A 12,921-nucleotide genomic window follows, 5' to 3' on the forward strand; every position below is an offset into this window, starting at 1 on the left:
TCGTCGATCCACTGCCGAAGCCGCCTTCCCCAAGTGAACAGTGGCCGATCCTCGGCGAGTTCCGGGATTGGATGCTCCGAAATCGTGGGGTGTTGGACAGCAGCCTCGACACCTATCAGAACATCCTTGTTCACATGTTCCTCGTCCTTGGCGACGCGCCTGAGGCTTATAGCGCCCATGCCATCAGGGAGTTTGTGCTGGGACGCGCGGGCATGCACGGCGTTGCTCATGCAAGGATGACGGTGACCGCCACTCGCGCATTCCTGCGCTTCCTGATCGCAACTGGACGTTGCCCGGCCGGCCGTGATCAGGCCATCCCGAATTTTGCGGGCTGGCAATTGGCACCAGTACCAGACTTCCTCAACGACGCTGACATCACGAGGATCGTGGCTGCTTGCAGCGGCGAGGCCCGCCTGCGCGATCGCGCGGTCATTCTGTTTCTTGTCCGACTCGGCTTGCGCGCAAGCGAAGTCGCAAACCTTGAGTTCGATCACATCGACTGGCGGAATGGTCGCATTGCCATCAGGGGTGGCAAGTCACGTCGTGAAGAATGGCTGCCTCTTCCTCAAGAAGTCGGCGAAGCGCTGCTGGCCTATCTGGACCGGGGGCGACCGACATTAACCACGCCGCGCGTGTTCGTCACTGCGCAAAATCCGATGCGGCCGATGTCGAGGTTTGCTGTGAACTGCCTGGTTCAGGCGGCTCTTGACCGGGCGGGCATCCAGAGTGGTCGACGCGGTTCCCATCTGCTTCGTCATTCGGCGGCGACAGCGATGCTTCGGCATGGGGTCAATCTTGCAGGGGTCGGAGCGGTCCTCCGGCACCGCTCGCTGTCCACCACCATGCAATATGCGAAGGTTGACTTCGCTCTGCTCCGCGAAATCGCTCAACCTTGGGCGGGGGAGGCCGCATGCTGATCGAGGAAATCAATCGCTACATCGCACTGCGAAGGTCGCTTGGCTTCAAGCTCAAGGAGACGGCCAAGAACTTGGCTTCGTTCGGCCAGTTCGTCGAAGCCAGAGGTGAGCGACACGTCAGGACGGCAACAGCGGTGGCCTGGGCAGAAGGTGCGTCGACGCCAGACACTCGGTATCGCCGCATCACGGATGTCATCCGTTTGGCAACCTTTCTGCACGCAGAAGACGCTGCACATGAGATTCCGCCGGGAGGCATCTTCAAGGCGCATCGAACCAAGTTCATTCCTTACATCTTCACGGATGATGAATTGGCGAGGCTCATCGTTGCATCTCGGGTCAGGCAGCTGAACGAAAGCTCTCCAGTGCGGCGCGAAATCTATGCCGTCCTGTTTGGCCTGATCGCCTCGACCGGACTACGGATATCGGAGGCCTTGAACCTGACCCTGAGTGATGTTCTGCCGGATGGCATCTTGCATATCCGAAAGACCAAGTTCGGCAAGAGCCGGATGGTACCGCTACACCCAAGCGTGCCTCCCATTCTCGACCGGTACATGGAGCTGAGGCTGGCCGTCGCGGCCAGCGACGATCACCTCTTCCTTTCCGAAGGAAAGAGGAAAATCTATTACTCTGTCCCGCAAAGGGCGTTCCACGAAATCCTTGCCATCGCGGCGATTGCGCCCGGTCGGTCTAGGCGCCCTCGGATCCACGATCTGCGCCACACCTTCGCGACACGGGTGCTGGAAAAATCTGGGGCCGGGCGCGAAGCGATCGCGCGCAATGCTGTCGCGCTGATGACGTACATGGGGCATTCCAACCTCCGATACACGTACTGGTATCTGCATCGGACGCCCGAGCTGCTGGCCGAAATCTCTGCCGCAGCCGAGGAACTTTTGACGGAGGGCGGCTCATGACAGCCCTTGCGCCGATCATTGCGCAGTTCATGCAGGATTACCTGCCTCGGCAGCGCGGGTTCAGCACCCTCAGCAGCGAAACCTATGCGCATGCCTTCAAACTGCTGTTCCAGTTCGCGGCGAGGCGTGTCGGATCCAGCCCGTCGCAGCTCAGTATCGAGCAGCTGGACGCACCATTGATCCTGGCCTTTCTGGATCATCTCGAGACTGATCGAGGAAATGGCGCCACTTCGCGAAATGCACGGCTCGCTGCCATCAAGTCGTTCATGCGGTTCGTTGAATACCAGTATCCAGCCCTCCTGGCTCAAGTCGCGCAAATCCGGGCGATCCCGACAAAACGTTGCGAGAACAAGCTGGTCCAGCACCTGTCCAAGGACGAGGTGCAGGCCGTTCTGAATGCTCCCGATGTCACGACGCGCTTGGGTGCCAGGGATCGCGCCATGATGCACCTTTGTTTTGCGGGTGGGCTGCGCGTATCGGAACTCGTAGGGGCTGCCTTGACCGATCTGGTTCTAGGCCAGGCTCCAAGCCTGCTGGTTCGAGGAAAAGGGCGAAAGCATCGGCACTTTCCACTTTGGAAGCAGACAGCCTCAGACCTGCGGGCTTGGCTTGCCGTGCGGGGGCTTACGCCTGCACCGGAGATCTTCGTCAATGCCGAAGGGAGAGCGATGACGCGATCCGGGTTCGAGTATGTGCTCGACAAACACGTCGTGAAAGCTTCTCAGCACTGTCCATCATTGGTGGGGCGATCAGTGTCGCCCCACCAACTCAGGCATAGTTGCGCCGTGATCATGCTGGAAGCGACCCGCGACATTCGAAAGGTCGCGCTTTGGCTGGGGCACGCGGACATCCGAACGACCGAGACCTATCTGCGCGTTGATGCAGCCCAAAAACTCGAGGCTGTAGAGGCGGTCATCCCGCCCGAGCTGCGTCGCGGAAAGTTCAAGGCTCCGGATGCGTTGATTGCGATGCTGATGACTGGAAGGAAAAACACGCTAACCTGAACCCGTCCGGAATTATGCGGAGCGGATTGTCGAAAATCCCTCGCGTTTACAGCGTGATGACCTGACCGCTCCGCATAATCCGTCGCTCGGCATAACAGGCCCCGTCGCCCTGGCTCCAGAACCCGGAGAACCAGATACAGCGCTTGGCCCGCGTCCCGACGCCCATCAGCCGCACGGGCGTGGTTTTGAGCCGGACGCCGAGGATTTCGCAGACCCGCTCGAAATCCTCATAGACCGCGTCCCACCAATCGTCGTGGGGGCCGAGCTCGCGATACCAGCTGCGCGCCTTTTCCTTGGCCGCATCCGAGAGTTCGGGGAACTGGTAGACGGTGGTGCAGATGACCTCAGGCATCGACGTCCTCCCCGTTCAGCGCGGCGGCCAGCCATTCCTGGCTGCTGGTCCAGCCGACGGATTTGCGTGCGCCGAGGTCGATGACATGCGCGCCACCGCCAAAGGCGTCGAGGCGCGGCCGGGAGCAGGTCAGGGCGTACTCGAACCCCCAGAGACCAGTGAGGTTGAGCTCTGCTGCGAGGCGCAGCACGAAGCGGATGACAGCTTCAACATCGCCGTGGTCATCATCATGGATCCAGAGGGTGCTGCCCTCGGGCGCGTCCTGGCGCGCGAGATCAAAGCCCGCGACCTCAGGGCCGTCGGCGTCCTGATCCGCGGAGCGCAAGCTCTGGAACAGCGCGAGCGCGCGGGCGGCCTTGTCGGGGGTGCCGACATCGAGCAGGCACGAAAAACGGGTGAAGTAGTCCGCCATGGGGACCTCCTAAACGGGGAAGACCCGGCCGAGAGGCCGGGCGCTGAGTTGGAATGAAGGGGTGGTTGGAAGCGATCAGCCGGAGGGCGGATCGCCCGCCGCCTGTCGCGCGGCATGGGCGCAAAGCATTTGCCGATAGAAGCGCTTCCGCGCCGTCCGGAAGCCGCGAACGGCGCGCGTGTCGGGGTGAAGCGCCCGGACCGCCGCGCGCAGGACGGCATAGGGCGAAGCCGTCGCCGGCATGCCGAGGCGCTGATAGGCTGGATCGGTCATCTCAGGTGACCTCCTCTGTCTTTCAGGCGTCATGCCGCGACCTGCAGCGCCCGGGCGGCGAAGGCGCGCCAGAGCGGATCGACGAGCCGCGCATCCAGAAGATCGGCGCGGTGGCGCAGCCGCTCCGCCAGATCGGTCTCGCGCCAATCGGCTGCACGAACCGCCTGCGCTCGCAGCTGGCTCGCCTCGGTCACGACGCCACGTGCCTCAGCCGCGCTCGTCACCGGGTGGCACCAGGCGACGGCGTGGTCACTGGCGGCCCCGGCCAGCACAAGGCGCGCGTCACGGTCGAGGATGGCCAGAAGCTGGGGCGGAGCATCCGGGACGATCCCCTCGGCATGGTCGATCGCGTCCTGCATGGCGTCCGCCAGTGTTGCGAAACGGGCGAGGATCAGGGGAGTGGCCCGGCCCGACATGAGGTCGGCCGGCGCGCGGCGCGACAGGGTCAAGGCGAAGGGATGACTGGGATCGGTGTCGCCCGAGGGAAAATGCGGTGGGACGCCCCGCGCGTAGGCGGTCGGGTGGATGGGCAATGGCAGGTCGAACATGGAAAGATCTCCGACGGCGCAGGAAGCCGCTCTCCCCGCCTCATCCGTCAAAGACCAAACTGCCGCCCTCTTCCTCGAAGGGGCGACGGTGATGGATCTGCCCGCAGCGTCAGAGCTTGCCGAGGGCCCGCAAGCTCAGCTCGGTCCCGGCACCCACGATGATGTGGTCATGCAGCGTCAAACCGAGATACCTGCACCCCTTCTGGATCTCCTTGGTCATGCTGAGATCGGCCTCCGACGGCGTCGGATCGCCCGACGGGTGGTTGTGGATCAGGATCAGGGCGCTGGCGTTCAGCATCAGCGCCCGCTTGATCACCTCGCGCGGATAGACCGGGACATGGTCAACCGTGCCGGTCGAGAGAAGCTCATCGGAGATGACGCGGTTCTTGCGGTCGAGGTAGAGCACGTGGAACCGCTCGATGGGGCCGCGGACGGTCAGCGCGCAATAATCCATCAGCGCCTGCCAACTACCGATGACCGGGTTCTGGCTGAGGTAGCGGCCGAGGATGTCGCGGGCCTCGAGGACGATGGTTTCTTCCTGGGGGGTCATGGGCGTTCTCGCTGAATTGCGCAGGCCCAAGCCCCACGCCCTCTCGGGGCGGGGCCAGTGGCGTGCATGTGGAAGGGGAAAGTGCGACCGCCGCGCGCGAGGGCGGTCGCGTTGTCGGGCCCAGCGTCAGCCGACCCGGTCGAGGAGCTTCTTGGCGCGCCCTTCCATGTCGAGGCGGGCATCCTGCTGGGTCTTGTCGCGCGCAAGCCGCGTGATGCCCTGCACGAAATCGAAGATGCTCTCGGGCGGGCGGCCCTCCTCCATCAGCACCTTCTCGATGATCTTGCCGGATTCGGCTTTCGAGAAGCCGCGTTTGCGCAGGAAGTCATCCCTGTCCTCGTCCGTACGCGCGACGATCTGCTGCCGCGCCGCCTTGATGCCGTTTACGAACCCCTGCGGCGAGGAATTGGCAAACCGCGTCAGCGCCGGGGCCGCCTCATGGGCGAAGCGCGATGCGGCGTACTTGGAATGACGGATCGTGATCTCCTGAAAATCCTCGACCCCCCAGAGGTTGCGGTTCTGGCACACGGCTCGCAGGTAGAAGCTTGCCATGCCAAGGGTCTTGGCGCCCACCTCCGAGTTCCAGCAGTAGAAGCCCCGGAAATAGAGATCGGGGGAGCCATCGGGCAGACGGCCCGCCTCGATCGGGTTGTGGTCGTCGACCAGGAACAGGAAGACATCGCGATCCGAGGCATAGAGCGTGGTCGTGTCGCGGCTAATCTCGACATCGGGGTTGTAGACCCCGGTCGACCAGTCGAGCACGCCCGGCACCTTCCAGCGCGTGTCGCCGGTGCCATTGCCCGCGATGCGCTGCACCGCCTCGACCAACTCGTGGTCATGGATGCGGCCATAGTCTGGGCCGGTCACCGCGCGCAGTTCGGTGCGGCCATCTTCCGTCTCGAAGGTCTTCACCTGCTCGGCGCGGTGGTTGGTCAGACCGTATTGCAGGTTGATCCCCGCCAGCGGCGCGGGCAGCTGCCGCAGGTAGGAGGCAGGCGCGCCGACGATGCTGGCAAGCTGGCCGAAGGCCCAATGCGTGGGCGCGACCGTTTCATGCGCTTTCGGCAGCACCAGGTGCAACCGTTCGGGGTTGACCGATGTTGCCGGCGAGGATGACGATGTTCTGCATGATAAGCTCCTGTGTATCCTGTCTTCGGGACCGTCCCTTCGACAAGACCCGGACAAAGCCCGTCGGGTGACGCGTGCACGGTGGACGGAACGGACGCCGGAAACCCCCAGAGGACTGGGGTGGAGCGGGCAGCCCCAAAGGGGCAACACGGCCCGGTCTGACGCGGGGTTGCGCGCAGGAGCCCGAACGGGATTAGGGGATTGTCAGTCGAAGGGATGGCCCAGAAGACAGAGAGGCGCGGGGAGCCCATGCCAGACCCTGTCACACTGCTCATCGGGACAGCCTGACCCCCAGTCCAGCACCTCCTTGGCGGCAACGACGGCGATGACCATCCGTTGCCACCCCTGCCCTTGCCTTCCGGGAGTTGCGGCGCCCTGCATCGACGGGCTATTGATACCGGGATATTCAGGACACGGACCGCATCAATGGCTGATTACGATCTCGAGGCACTGTCGCTCGGCGAGCTGAAGAAAATGCAGAAGGACGTCGCCAAGGCGATTTCCACATTCGAGGATCGGCAGAAGGCGGAAGCCCGCGCCAAGGTGGAAGCTCTCGCCCGGGAACTGGGCTACTCCCTCACCGAACTTGTCGGCACCGAGACGAAATCCTCCCGTGCACCGGCAGCGGCGAAGTACCGGCACCCTGAGAACCCGGCGCTCACCTGGTCGGGCCGCGGGCGCAAACCGCAGTGGTTCGTGGAGGCGCTGGCTGCTGGGAAGTCGAAAGACGATCTAGCCGTATGAAGTTGCCGACGACCCGATCAGTCGGTTCTTGATGGTACGACCTCGGAGAGGTCAAACTCGAATTCCTCGCGTTTTGGCCCCATCACCCGTGTCGGCAGATTGGGGTCAGGTGCTTGGCCCCGGTGATGCCCTTTGACCAGAACGACTTTGCCGCTTCGGTAGTGCCGCTCATGCTCGGACACCCAATGACGAACAGGGCCGTTCCGCGCCTCAAGCGTCTGCCTCTCGAATTCGAGGCGAGCGGTTCTTTCCGCCATGTGCGCAGCGGCCTGCGGGCCGATACGGATGGTCAGATGAGATTTCTGGGCGCCAAGGATCCACGACTTGCCAAACTTGCGTGCGGTCTTGGTCTCTTTCGCCGTGAAAGTGTCGCTCTCACTGGGGATGATCCCTCCCAGATCTGGCGAGACCAGCATCGCGAATAGCGCACAGGGGATGAAAAGTTCACTCCCGGTGTTGATCAAGTGAATTGTCCGCCGGGCCTCGATCGCCTCTTCGGAGTCACCGCAGATGGCCCGGTAGCGCATCATGGACGGGTTGAACTCGAACTTGACGTCTTCATAGTCCAGCAATCCTTGACCCGTTCGATTGAGCCGCATGAAGCTCATCGGGTCCATCGCCCTTACGCCGTCGGGCCGCGCGAACATGGTAATCCTCAGATGGTCGACCTCTCGATCATCAATCAGGAAACCGTGCACGCCAGACCCGATGGGCCGATCATCGTGGGCGGTCGAGGGTGCGCCCCGCTCGAAGCGTGCGACAGCGAGTTCTCTATAGTCGAACTCCACCCAGGTGACCTTTGCAGGAAATTGTATCTCGCCCAGGTAGGACATGGCCTGAGATCCAACGGCCTGCGCCCGCTCTTGCAGGGCGTCATGCAAGGTGTCGGCGTAATTCGCAGCATTATGATCAAGCAGGTAAACTTTGGCCTGCTGGAGGGCTTCGAGCGCATAGCGCCGAAATCTGGTCAGCTCATCCGATGGGACCAGATGCCAGACCATGTCGTCCTCCAAGGAAGACCGGCCACTGAGGGACGAGCCGTAGGTTGCGATCAAATCTTTGTAGAGCAAGTCGGGCATTCCTTTTTTTGCTGAAGACAATATCGGAGCTCGAACGAAAACGATCAATCGCGCTCCTGGCGGGTAGCTCAGAAGCAGGCAGGCCGACCACATCCATGAAGGCCATCAGCTGTTCCAGCGTCATGCCATCCTCGGCATAGACTTCAAGCAGGGCAGGAGCCACGGATGCGAGCTTCAGGCGCTGCTTCACGATCTGCGGCGTCACGAAGAAGGCCGCCGCGATCGATTCCTCGCCCTGACCCTTCTCCCGCAAAGCCACAAAGGCGCGGAACTGGTCCAGCGGATGCAAAGCCACACGCTGCATGTTCTCTGCCAGCGAGTCATCCTCGGCCAGAATCTCGGACGCGGCATCCCGAACGATGCAGGGGATCGGTGCGGTCTTCGCCAGTCTTTTCTGCTTCACCAAGAGCGACAGCGCCTGGAAACGGCGGCCACCGGCCGGGATCTCGAACGTGCCGGTCTCGACACCGTCGGCATCGAGCATGGGCCGGACATTCAGGCTCTGCAGAAGCCCGCGACGGGCGATGTCCTCGGCCAGTTCCTCGACCGAAACACCCGCCTTGATGCGTCGCACGTTGGACTGGCTCAGCACGAGCTTGTTGAAGGGGATGTCCCGCGACCGGGACAGGGTGATGTTCTGGGCTGCTTTCGCCATCAGATCTTCTCCACGACGGGCGCCGGAAGCCACTCTCCCGATCTCATCTCCCGTCACCCCTCAAACTCCCAACCTTTCCCTCTCTTCGTCGGTCTTGACCGCGGTCAAGACGTGTAAGCCGCATGCTCTATGCGCGCAGGATCGTTTCAAAGTATGCCTCGGGCTGCCTGATCGCTTCGCCTTTCCCCAACAGGTAGTCCAAGATCAGCAAAAGCCGTCCAGCCCCAGCTTTCTGAAGACCACGCATCAGTTTTTCTTGGCGTATTCTAAGCAATCGACCGATGTCGAAGAGAACGCGGTTGAGGGCTTCGCCTGTTCGTGGCGGATCTGGGAAGAAGTCCGCAACATGTGAAAAGTCCGTCCACGCCATTTTTGCAGGGTCCCGGTTCATGGTCGCTGCTCCAACGCTTTGGGAAGCGTTGGTCTGCTTCACGTGCGTGTCTTTCTTTTTATGTTCTTTTTTTACAGGCTCTATCTGCCGGTCATTTTGTCCGTTTCTGGCGGACACCTCGCTCGTGCACTCATGGCCGAGGGTTTGGTCTCGCGATTGCTCTCGGTCCGCACGAGTCTTTGAATCGTGGCACTCTCCGTAGCTCGGCTTGGCGTTGGCTCCGAGCTCGCGGAGACCCGCAATGATTTGCAGAACTGTGTCGGCGGTCAGTGTTGCTCGACGAAGCAGGTTTCGGATCGTTTCCAGTGAAGCCAACCGTGCGTCATCGAGCCGTTCGTCTTGAAGGAGGGACGCGCGCAGCGCTAGGGCTTCTGCCTTAAGGGAGCGCAGGCGTTCACGTTCTTCCGTGACCTTCGATGCTTTGGCTGCAAGAGCGTCGTGGCTCTGCATTAGCGGACCCAAGTCGATCCCAAACGCATCCCTAATTATGCCTCCGTAGCGGAGAGGGAAGCGTTTCCCGTTCGCTGAAGTCTTTCGCTGAAGCAGCCCCGCAGCCTCAAGGCGCCCCAGGCAGCGGCGAAGCGTTCTTTCATCGATGCCGTTTGCGCGTTCTGATAAGGAGGCGTTGGAGGGGAACACAACGGTCAGTTTGCACTGTGTTTCACCAGAGTTTGGGCTCTGATCGCGCGGAAGAAAGCTGATGAGCGCTGTCAGTACGGTGACGTCGTTGCTCGTCAGGTTCAGGTCTTTCCGAAGAACCCGCACCGGCCCCAGAAGCTCGTAGGGGTTAGGGCAGGCAATAGCTGCTTGTTCCGCCAAGGCGGTTCGTGTTTGAGTGACATGTCTCATGGTGTTTCGGAAGAAAAAGCTTCCCCGGTCACCGCGAGCGGTGTTGAACTCGATTCGTTTTGGGGGTATCAATCAGGTGTCGAGACTGATTGAGGCCCTTCGGAAGCACCGCTTTCGGGGGGTCTTTACTTTTCTAGCCGGTCCTCCTTTCGTTTTCTGCTCGTTGCTCTTGATATCTTGACCGCGGTCAAGACACGGGGTCGTCACTCTGGGCCGTCTTGACCGCAGTCAAGAAGCTCGCCGATCAGTTTTCGGATGGCATCTTCGACGCGCGGGGCGAGATCAGCGTCCACATCGATGGTGATGCGGTTGCCCTTGCGGCCGATCTTAACGCGCTCACTTGACTCAGCCTTGGGCGGAGTTGTCTTGGTGGTCGTGAGCAGCGTAACCGCTGCGTCAAGCCGCTCTGGACCCGGCAAGGTTCGGGGGATTTCGCGGGCAACTTCCCTGGCTCTCGAGACGTCCTTCTCGCACAGCCTGAAAAGCTTCTCCCAGACCCGCCGACCAACGCCATGTGCTGGTCCGATGGCCTGGATCAGCTCCATCGGAATGCCGGTAGCGATACGGTTCATCCGAGAGACGAGAGACTCATCGATCTGGAGTGCCCGATAGGCGATGGTCTGGGCGTTCTTGCGCGTTTCGTCTGTTTTCCCAAGTTCTCGAATGATCCCGGCGACAAACAGAGCCCTCTCGATAAACGAGGGGTCCTGGCGGGCATTATTTTCAACGCCTTGGGCGATCAGTGCTTCCTCTTCGGTCATCTCCATGACCGTGGCGCGCACTTTCTGACCAAGTTCACGACAGGCGAGAAGCCTGCGGCGTCCATAGACGATCTCAAGTGCCCCGTCTTGGGTTCGGCGGACAAGAACCGGAACCTTTTGCCCGTGCTCACGGATCGACGCGACGAGCTCCTCGAGGCCATCGCTGGGATCGATGCGATCCATGACCGCGGACATTCGCACAGTGCTCGGGTCGATCAGGCGCGTGGCGTGTTTATCTTCTTCCAACACGGATGCTTGCGCACGGGCGACTGTCGGGCTCGTGCGCTTCAGATCGATATCCGCATCCTCATCCGACGTTGACGCTTTACCCATCGCGTTCTTGAGTGAGTCCCCGAAGACCTTACGCGCCATGACTACGCCCCCATGCCTTGAGGATTTCGCGCTCAACTTCGTCGGTTACGCGTGAAACGGACTCGATCGCACGCTCGTATGTTCTGCGGTTCACGTCGCGAGGTTCGACCTCAAAGATGCTCTGCTGGGTGTTTGCGGCATCACCTACCGCCGTCGACTTCAAGAACTCGGCAGGGAGGACCGCATCGCCAAGGACCGTCCGAAGCAGAGAAGAGATCTGGACCTGTGGACCGTCGGTGTTCTCGTACCGGGTGATCAGCACCCGAACGAAGTTCAGGCCGTGCTCGGGAGCATGCGCCTCGACGACGCCCATCAGGTTGCTCGCCATGCCGAGAAAGCTTGCCAGAGACATCACATCAAGCATGGACGCGTTGAGCGGGATCAGGACCCCAGTGGAAGCAAAGAGGGCGGAGATCACCGAGAAGTTCAGCTGCGGCGGGGTGTCGAAGATCACCACATCATATCGGCTCAGGACTGGCTCAAGCGCTTCACGGATCCGACTGTGGAAGGTGGTGGCGCCGTGTCTGAAGCTCAAAGCGACCTCGAACTCGTACTCCATGATGTCCATGGAGGCCGGGATCAGATCCACTGTCGGGAAGTTCGTTTTGCGAATGATATCTGAGGCGGGCAGGGGCCCCTCGGATCGGATCAGATCGTAGGAGGTCGGCATGTCCGGATCGAGCTCAGGGGTAACCCCGAACAGGTTTGTCAGACTTGCCTGGCTGTCGAGGTCGATAAGCAGGACCCGATAGCCGCGAAGGCCCAGTAGCTGACCAACATGAGCCACGGTCGACGTTTTTGCGGACCCGCCCTTCAGGTTGAAGATTGTCACGACCTGGCAGGGTTCGCCGGCTCTTCTGTGAGGGTGTTCATCGGGCTTGATCCTACCAGTCTCAAGAAGGACGCGTTGGGCTTCGACCATGTCCTCGGCAGAGAAGCTGCGGCGGTTGCCACCCTCGAGGATGCCTTCCGGAAAGCCTTCGAGATTTGACACATGATGGCGGAAGGTGTTCTGATTGATCCGAAGCAGATCGGCGGCTTCCCGCATTGCGAAGCGACGGAGACCCTTCTGGGCATCCGGCGGGAACGTCTCCTGCGCATGTTCACGCAACCGGCTACCGAGCCGCTTGGACATGACATCGAATCTTTGAGAGGCCCGTATCCCGCTCATCACTGCCCTCAAGTCTTTATTGTTTTGTAGACCTTAACAGTTTTGGCGATTAAATCCAGCCCGAACTGTTGAGCGGCCTGAGGGCGTTGAAGCAGCCTATTTCTGACGAGATAAAGCTGTTAAGTATCAATGCCTTGGGTGAACCTGTTCGCAGAGCACTTCAACAGTTCGTAGCCCGCGATGTCATGGCCACAACATGTATTGTCGACGCCTACGTAACGCAGATCTTCAGAATCGCGCGACCGATTCCCACGACTTCACGCAAGCAGCCCCAGCCTCTCAGCCCTCTCCAGCAGCATCTTCACGGATGACGGCTGCCAGCTTGTCCGCCCGCGGGGCGTGCGCTCGCGCATCGCTTCCAGTCTGGTGCAGATCGCCTGAAGCGTGATCTCGGGGTCCGCGCCCTTGATGGCAGCGACGATGGCGGGCAAGCGGTCGTCGGTCTCGCGGCGGCCGGCGCGGTCCAGTACTGTGGGCGGTAGGAAGCCGTCCCGCACATAGGCGTTGACTGCGCGCAAAAGGCGGCTTTGCGTCCATTGGCGCTCGCGGGGCAGGGGGCCGTTGACGATGCGCAGCACGTCTTCCCAGGCCATGTCGGGCCGCAGGCGTCGCACATGGGGCACCCAGTCCTGCGCCGTCTCGTTCAGGCGTTCCATGTAGCCGTCCTGCCGCGCCAGCCGCTGTCGCGTTTGGTTCCTGATTTCAATTGAAGCGGTTACCTGAAACCTGAGCGGTCTGGTTGGAGCTTGGCATTTCAGCAAAGGCTCGACGGAAGGGCAGGGGGCTTACAGGCCTGCGGCCTTG

12 protein-coding genes and 4 pseudogenes are annotated in these 12,921 nt (G+C 61.4%); 4 read left to right on the forward strand and 12 right to left on the reverse strand.

Annotation, left to right across the window (positions count from 1 at the left end; genetic code table 11):
* From G3572_RS21575 to G3572_RS21585, 3 genes are all read left to right on the forward strand, one after another.
* Window positions 1-917: site-specific integrase (locus G3572_RS21575; RefSeq protein WP_164615758.1), on the forward strand; the 917-nt coding region annotated here is incomplete at its 5' end.
* Window positions 911-1,828, forward strand: a complete 918-nt coding sequence (locus G3572_RS21580) for a tyrosine-type recombinase/integrase (RefSeq protein ID WP_164615760.1) — start codon at window positions 911-913, stop codon at window positions 1,826-1,828. The genes G3572_RS21575 and G3572_RS21580, both read left to right, overlap by 7 nt.
* Window positions 1,825-2,832, forward strand: coding sequence for a tyrosine-type recombinase/integrase (locus tag G3572_RS21585; protein WP_164615762.1), 1,008 nt, complete (start codon window positions 1,825-1,827; stop codon window positions 2,830-2,832). The genes G3572_RS21580 and G3572_RS21585 overlap by 4 nt, the downstream gene beginning before the upstream one ends.
* Before the next feature lie 91 nt (window positions 2,833-2,923).
* Here the strand turns inward: G3572_RS21585 and G3572_RS21590 are convergent.
* The 6 genes and pseudogenes from G3572_RS21590 to G3572_RS21615 form a co-directional block, all read right to left on the reverse strand.
* Window positions 2,924-3,184: pseudogene (locus G3572_RS21590) on the reverse strand (DUF8835 domain-containing pootine); the annotation flags it as partial.
* Window positions 3,177-3,596, reverse strand: a complete 420-nt coding sequence (locus G3572_RS21595) for a hypothetical protein (RefSeq protein WP_164615766.1) — start codon at window positions 3,594-3,596, stop codon at window positions 3,177-3,179. The pseudogene G3572_RS21590 and the gene G3572_RS21595, both read right to left, overlap by 8 nt.
* 75 nt (window positions 3,597-3,671) lie before the next feature.
* Window positions 3,672-3,869: a hypothetical protein gene (locus G3572_RS21600; RefSeq protein ID WP_164615768.1), complete on the reverse strand. Its 198-nt coding sequence runs from the start codon at window positions 3,867-3,869 to the stop codon at window positions 3,672-3,674.
* Between the two features lie 29 nt (window positions 3,870-3,898).
* The gene (locus G3572_RS21605; protein ID WP_164615770.1) at window positions 3,899-4,417 is read right to left on the reverse strand and encodes a DNA repair protein RadC; all 519 of its coding nucleotides are present in this window, start codon (window positions 4,415-4,417) and stop codon (window positions 3,899-3,901) included.
* 109 nt (window positions 4,418-4,526) lie between these two features.
* Window positions 4,527-4,967: a JAB domain-containing protein gene (locus G3572_RS21610; protein ID WP_164615772.1), complete on the reverse strand. Its 441-nt coding sequence runs from the start codon at window positions 4,965-4,967 to the stop codon at window positions 4,527-4,529.
* A 126-nt stretch (window positions 4,968-5,093) separates the two neighbouring features.
* Window positions 5,094-6,059 (reverse strand): annotated as a pseudogene (locus G3572_RS21615) (DUF932 domain-containing protein); the annotation flags it as partial.
* A gap of 462 nt (window positions 6,060-6,521) precedes the next feature.
* Between G3572_RS21615 and G3572_RS21620 the strand changes: the two are divergent.
* The gene (locus G3572_RS21620; RefSeq protein WP_164615774.1) at window positions 6,522-6,839 is read left to right on the forward strand and encodes an H-NS histone family protein; all 318 of its coding nucleotides are present in this window, start codon (window positions 6,522-6,524) and stop codon (window positions 6,837-6,839) included.
* A gap of 17 nt (window positions 6,840-6,856) precedes the next feature.
* Here G3572_RS21620 and G3572_RS21625 read toward each other — a convergent pair whose 3' ends face one another.
* From G3572_RS21625 to G3572_RS21650, 6 genes and pseudogenes are all read right to left on the reverse strand, one after another.
* Window positions 6,857-7,840, reverse strand: a complete 984-nt coding sequence (locus G3572_RS21625; RefSeq protein WP_240335684.1) for a hypothetical protein — start codon at window positions 7,838-7,840, stop codon at window positions 6,857-6,859.
* A 175-nt stretch (window positions 7,841-8,015) separates the two neighbouring features.
* Window positions 8,016-8,573, reverse strand: a pseudogene (locus G3572_RS21630) (ParB/RepB/Spo0J family partition protein); the annotation flags it as partial.
* Between the two features lie 127 nt (window positions 8,574-8,700).
* The gene (locus tag G3572_RS21635) at window positions 8,701-9,813 is read right to left on the reverse strand and encodes a helix-turn-helix domain-containing protein (RefSeq protein WP_275897812.1); all 1,113 of its coding nucleotides are present in this window, start codon (window positions 9,811-9,813) and stop codon (window positions 8,701-8,703) included.
* 203 nt (window positions 9,814-10,016) lie between these two features.
* Window positions 10,017-10,946 carry a ParB/RepB/Spo0J family partition protein gene (locus G3572_RS21640; RefSeq protein ID WP_164615780.1) on the reverse strand — a complete coding sequence of 310 codons (930 nt, stop codon included), beginning with the start codon at window positions 10,944-10,946 and terminating at the stop codon, window positions 10,017-10,019.
* Window positions 10,936-12,081, reverse strand: a complete 1,146-nt coding sequence (gene repA / locus G3572_RS21645; protein WP_164517418.1) for a plasmid partitioning protein RepA — start codon at window positions 12,079-12,081, stop codon at window positions 10,936-10,938. The genes G3572_RS21640 and repA overlap by 11 nt, the downstream gene beginning before the upstream one ends.
* A gap of 293 nt (window positions 12,082-12,374) precedes the next feature.
* Window positions 12,375-12,797, reverse strand: a pseudogene (locus tag G3572_RS21650) (recombinase family protein); the annotation flags it as partial.
* Window positions 12,798-12,921 lie beyond the last annotated feature (124 nt).

This window comes from Pseudotabrizicola algicola (genome assembly GCF_010915705.1).
Lineage (GTDB): Bacteria > Pseudomonadota > Alphaproteobacteria > Rhodobacterales > Rhodobacteraceae > Pseudotabrizicola > Pseudotabrizicola algicola.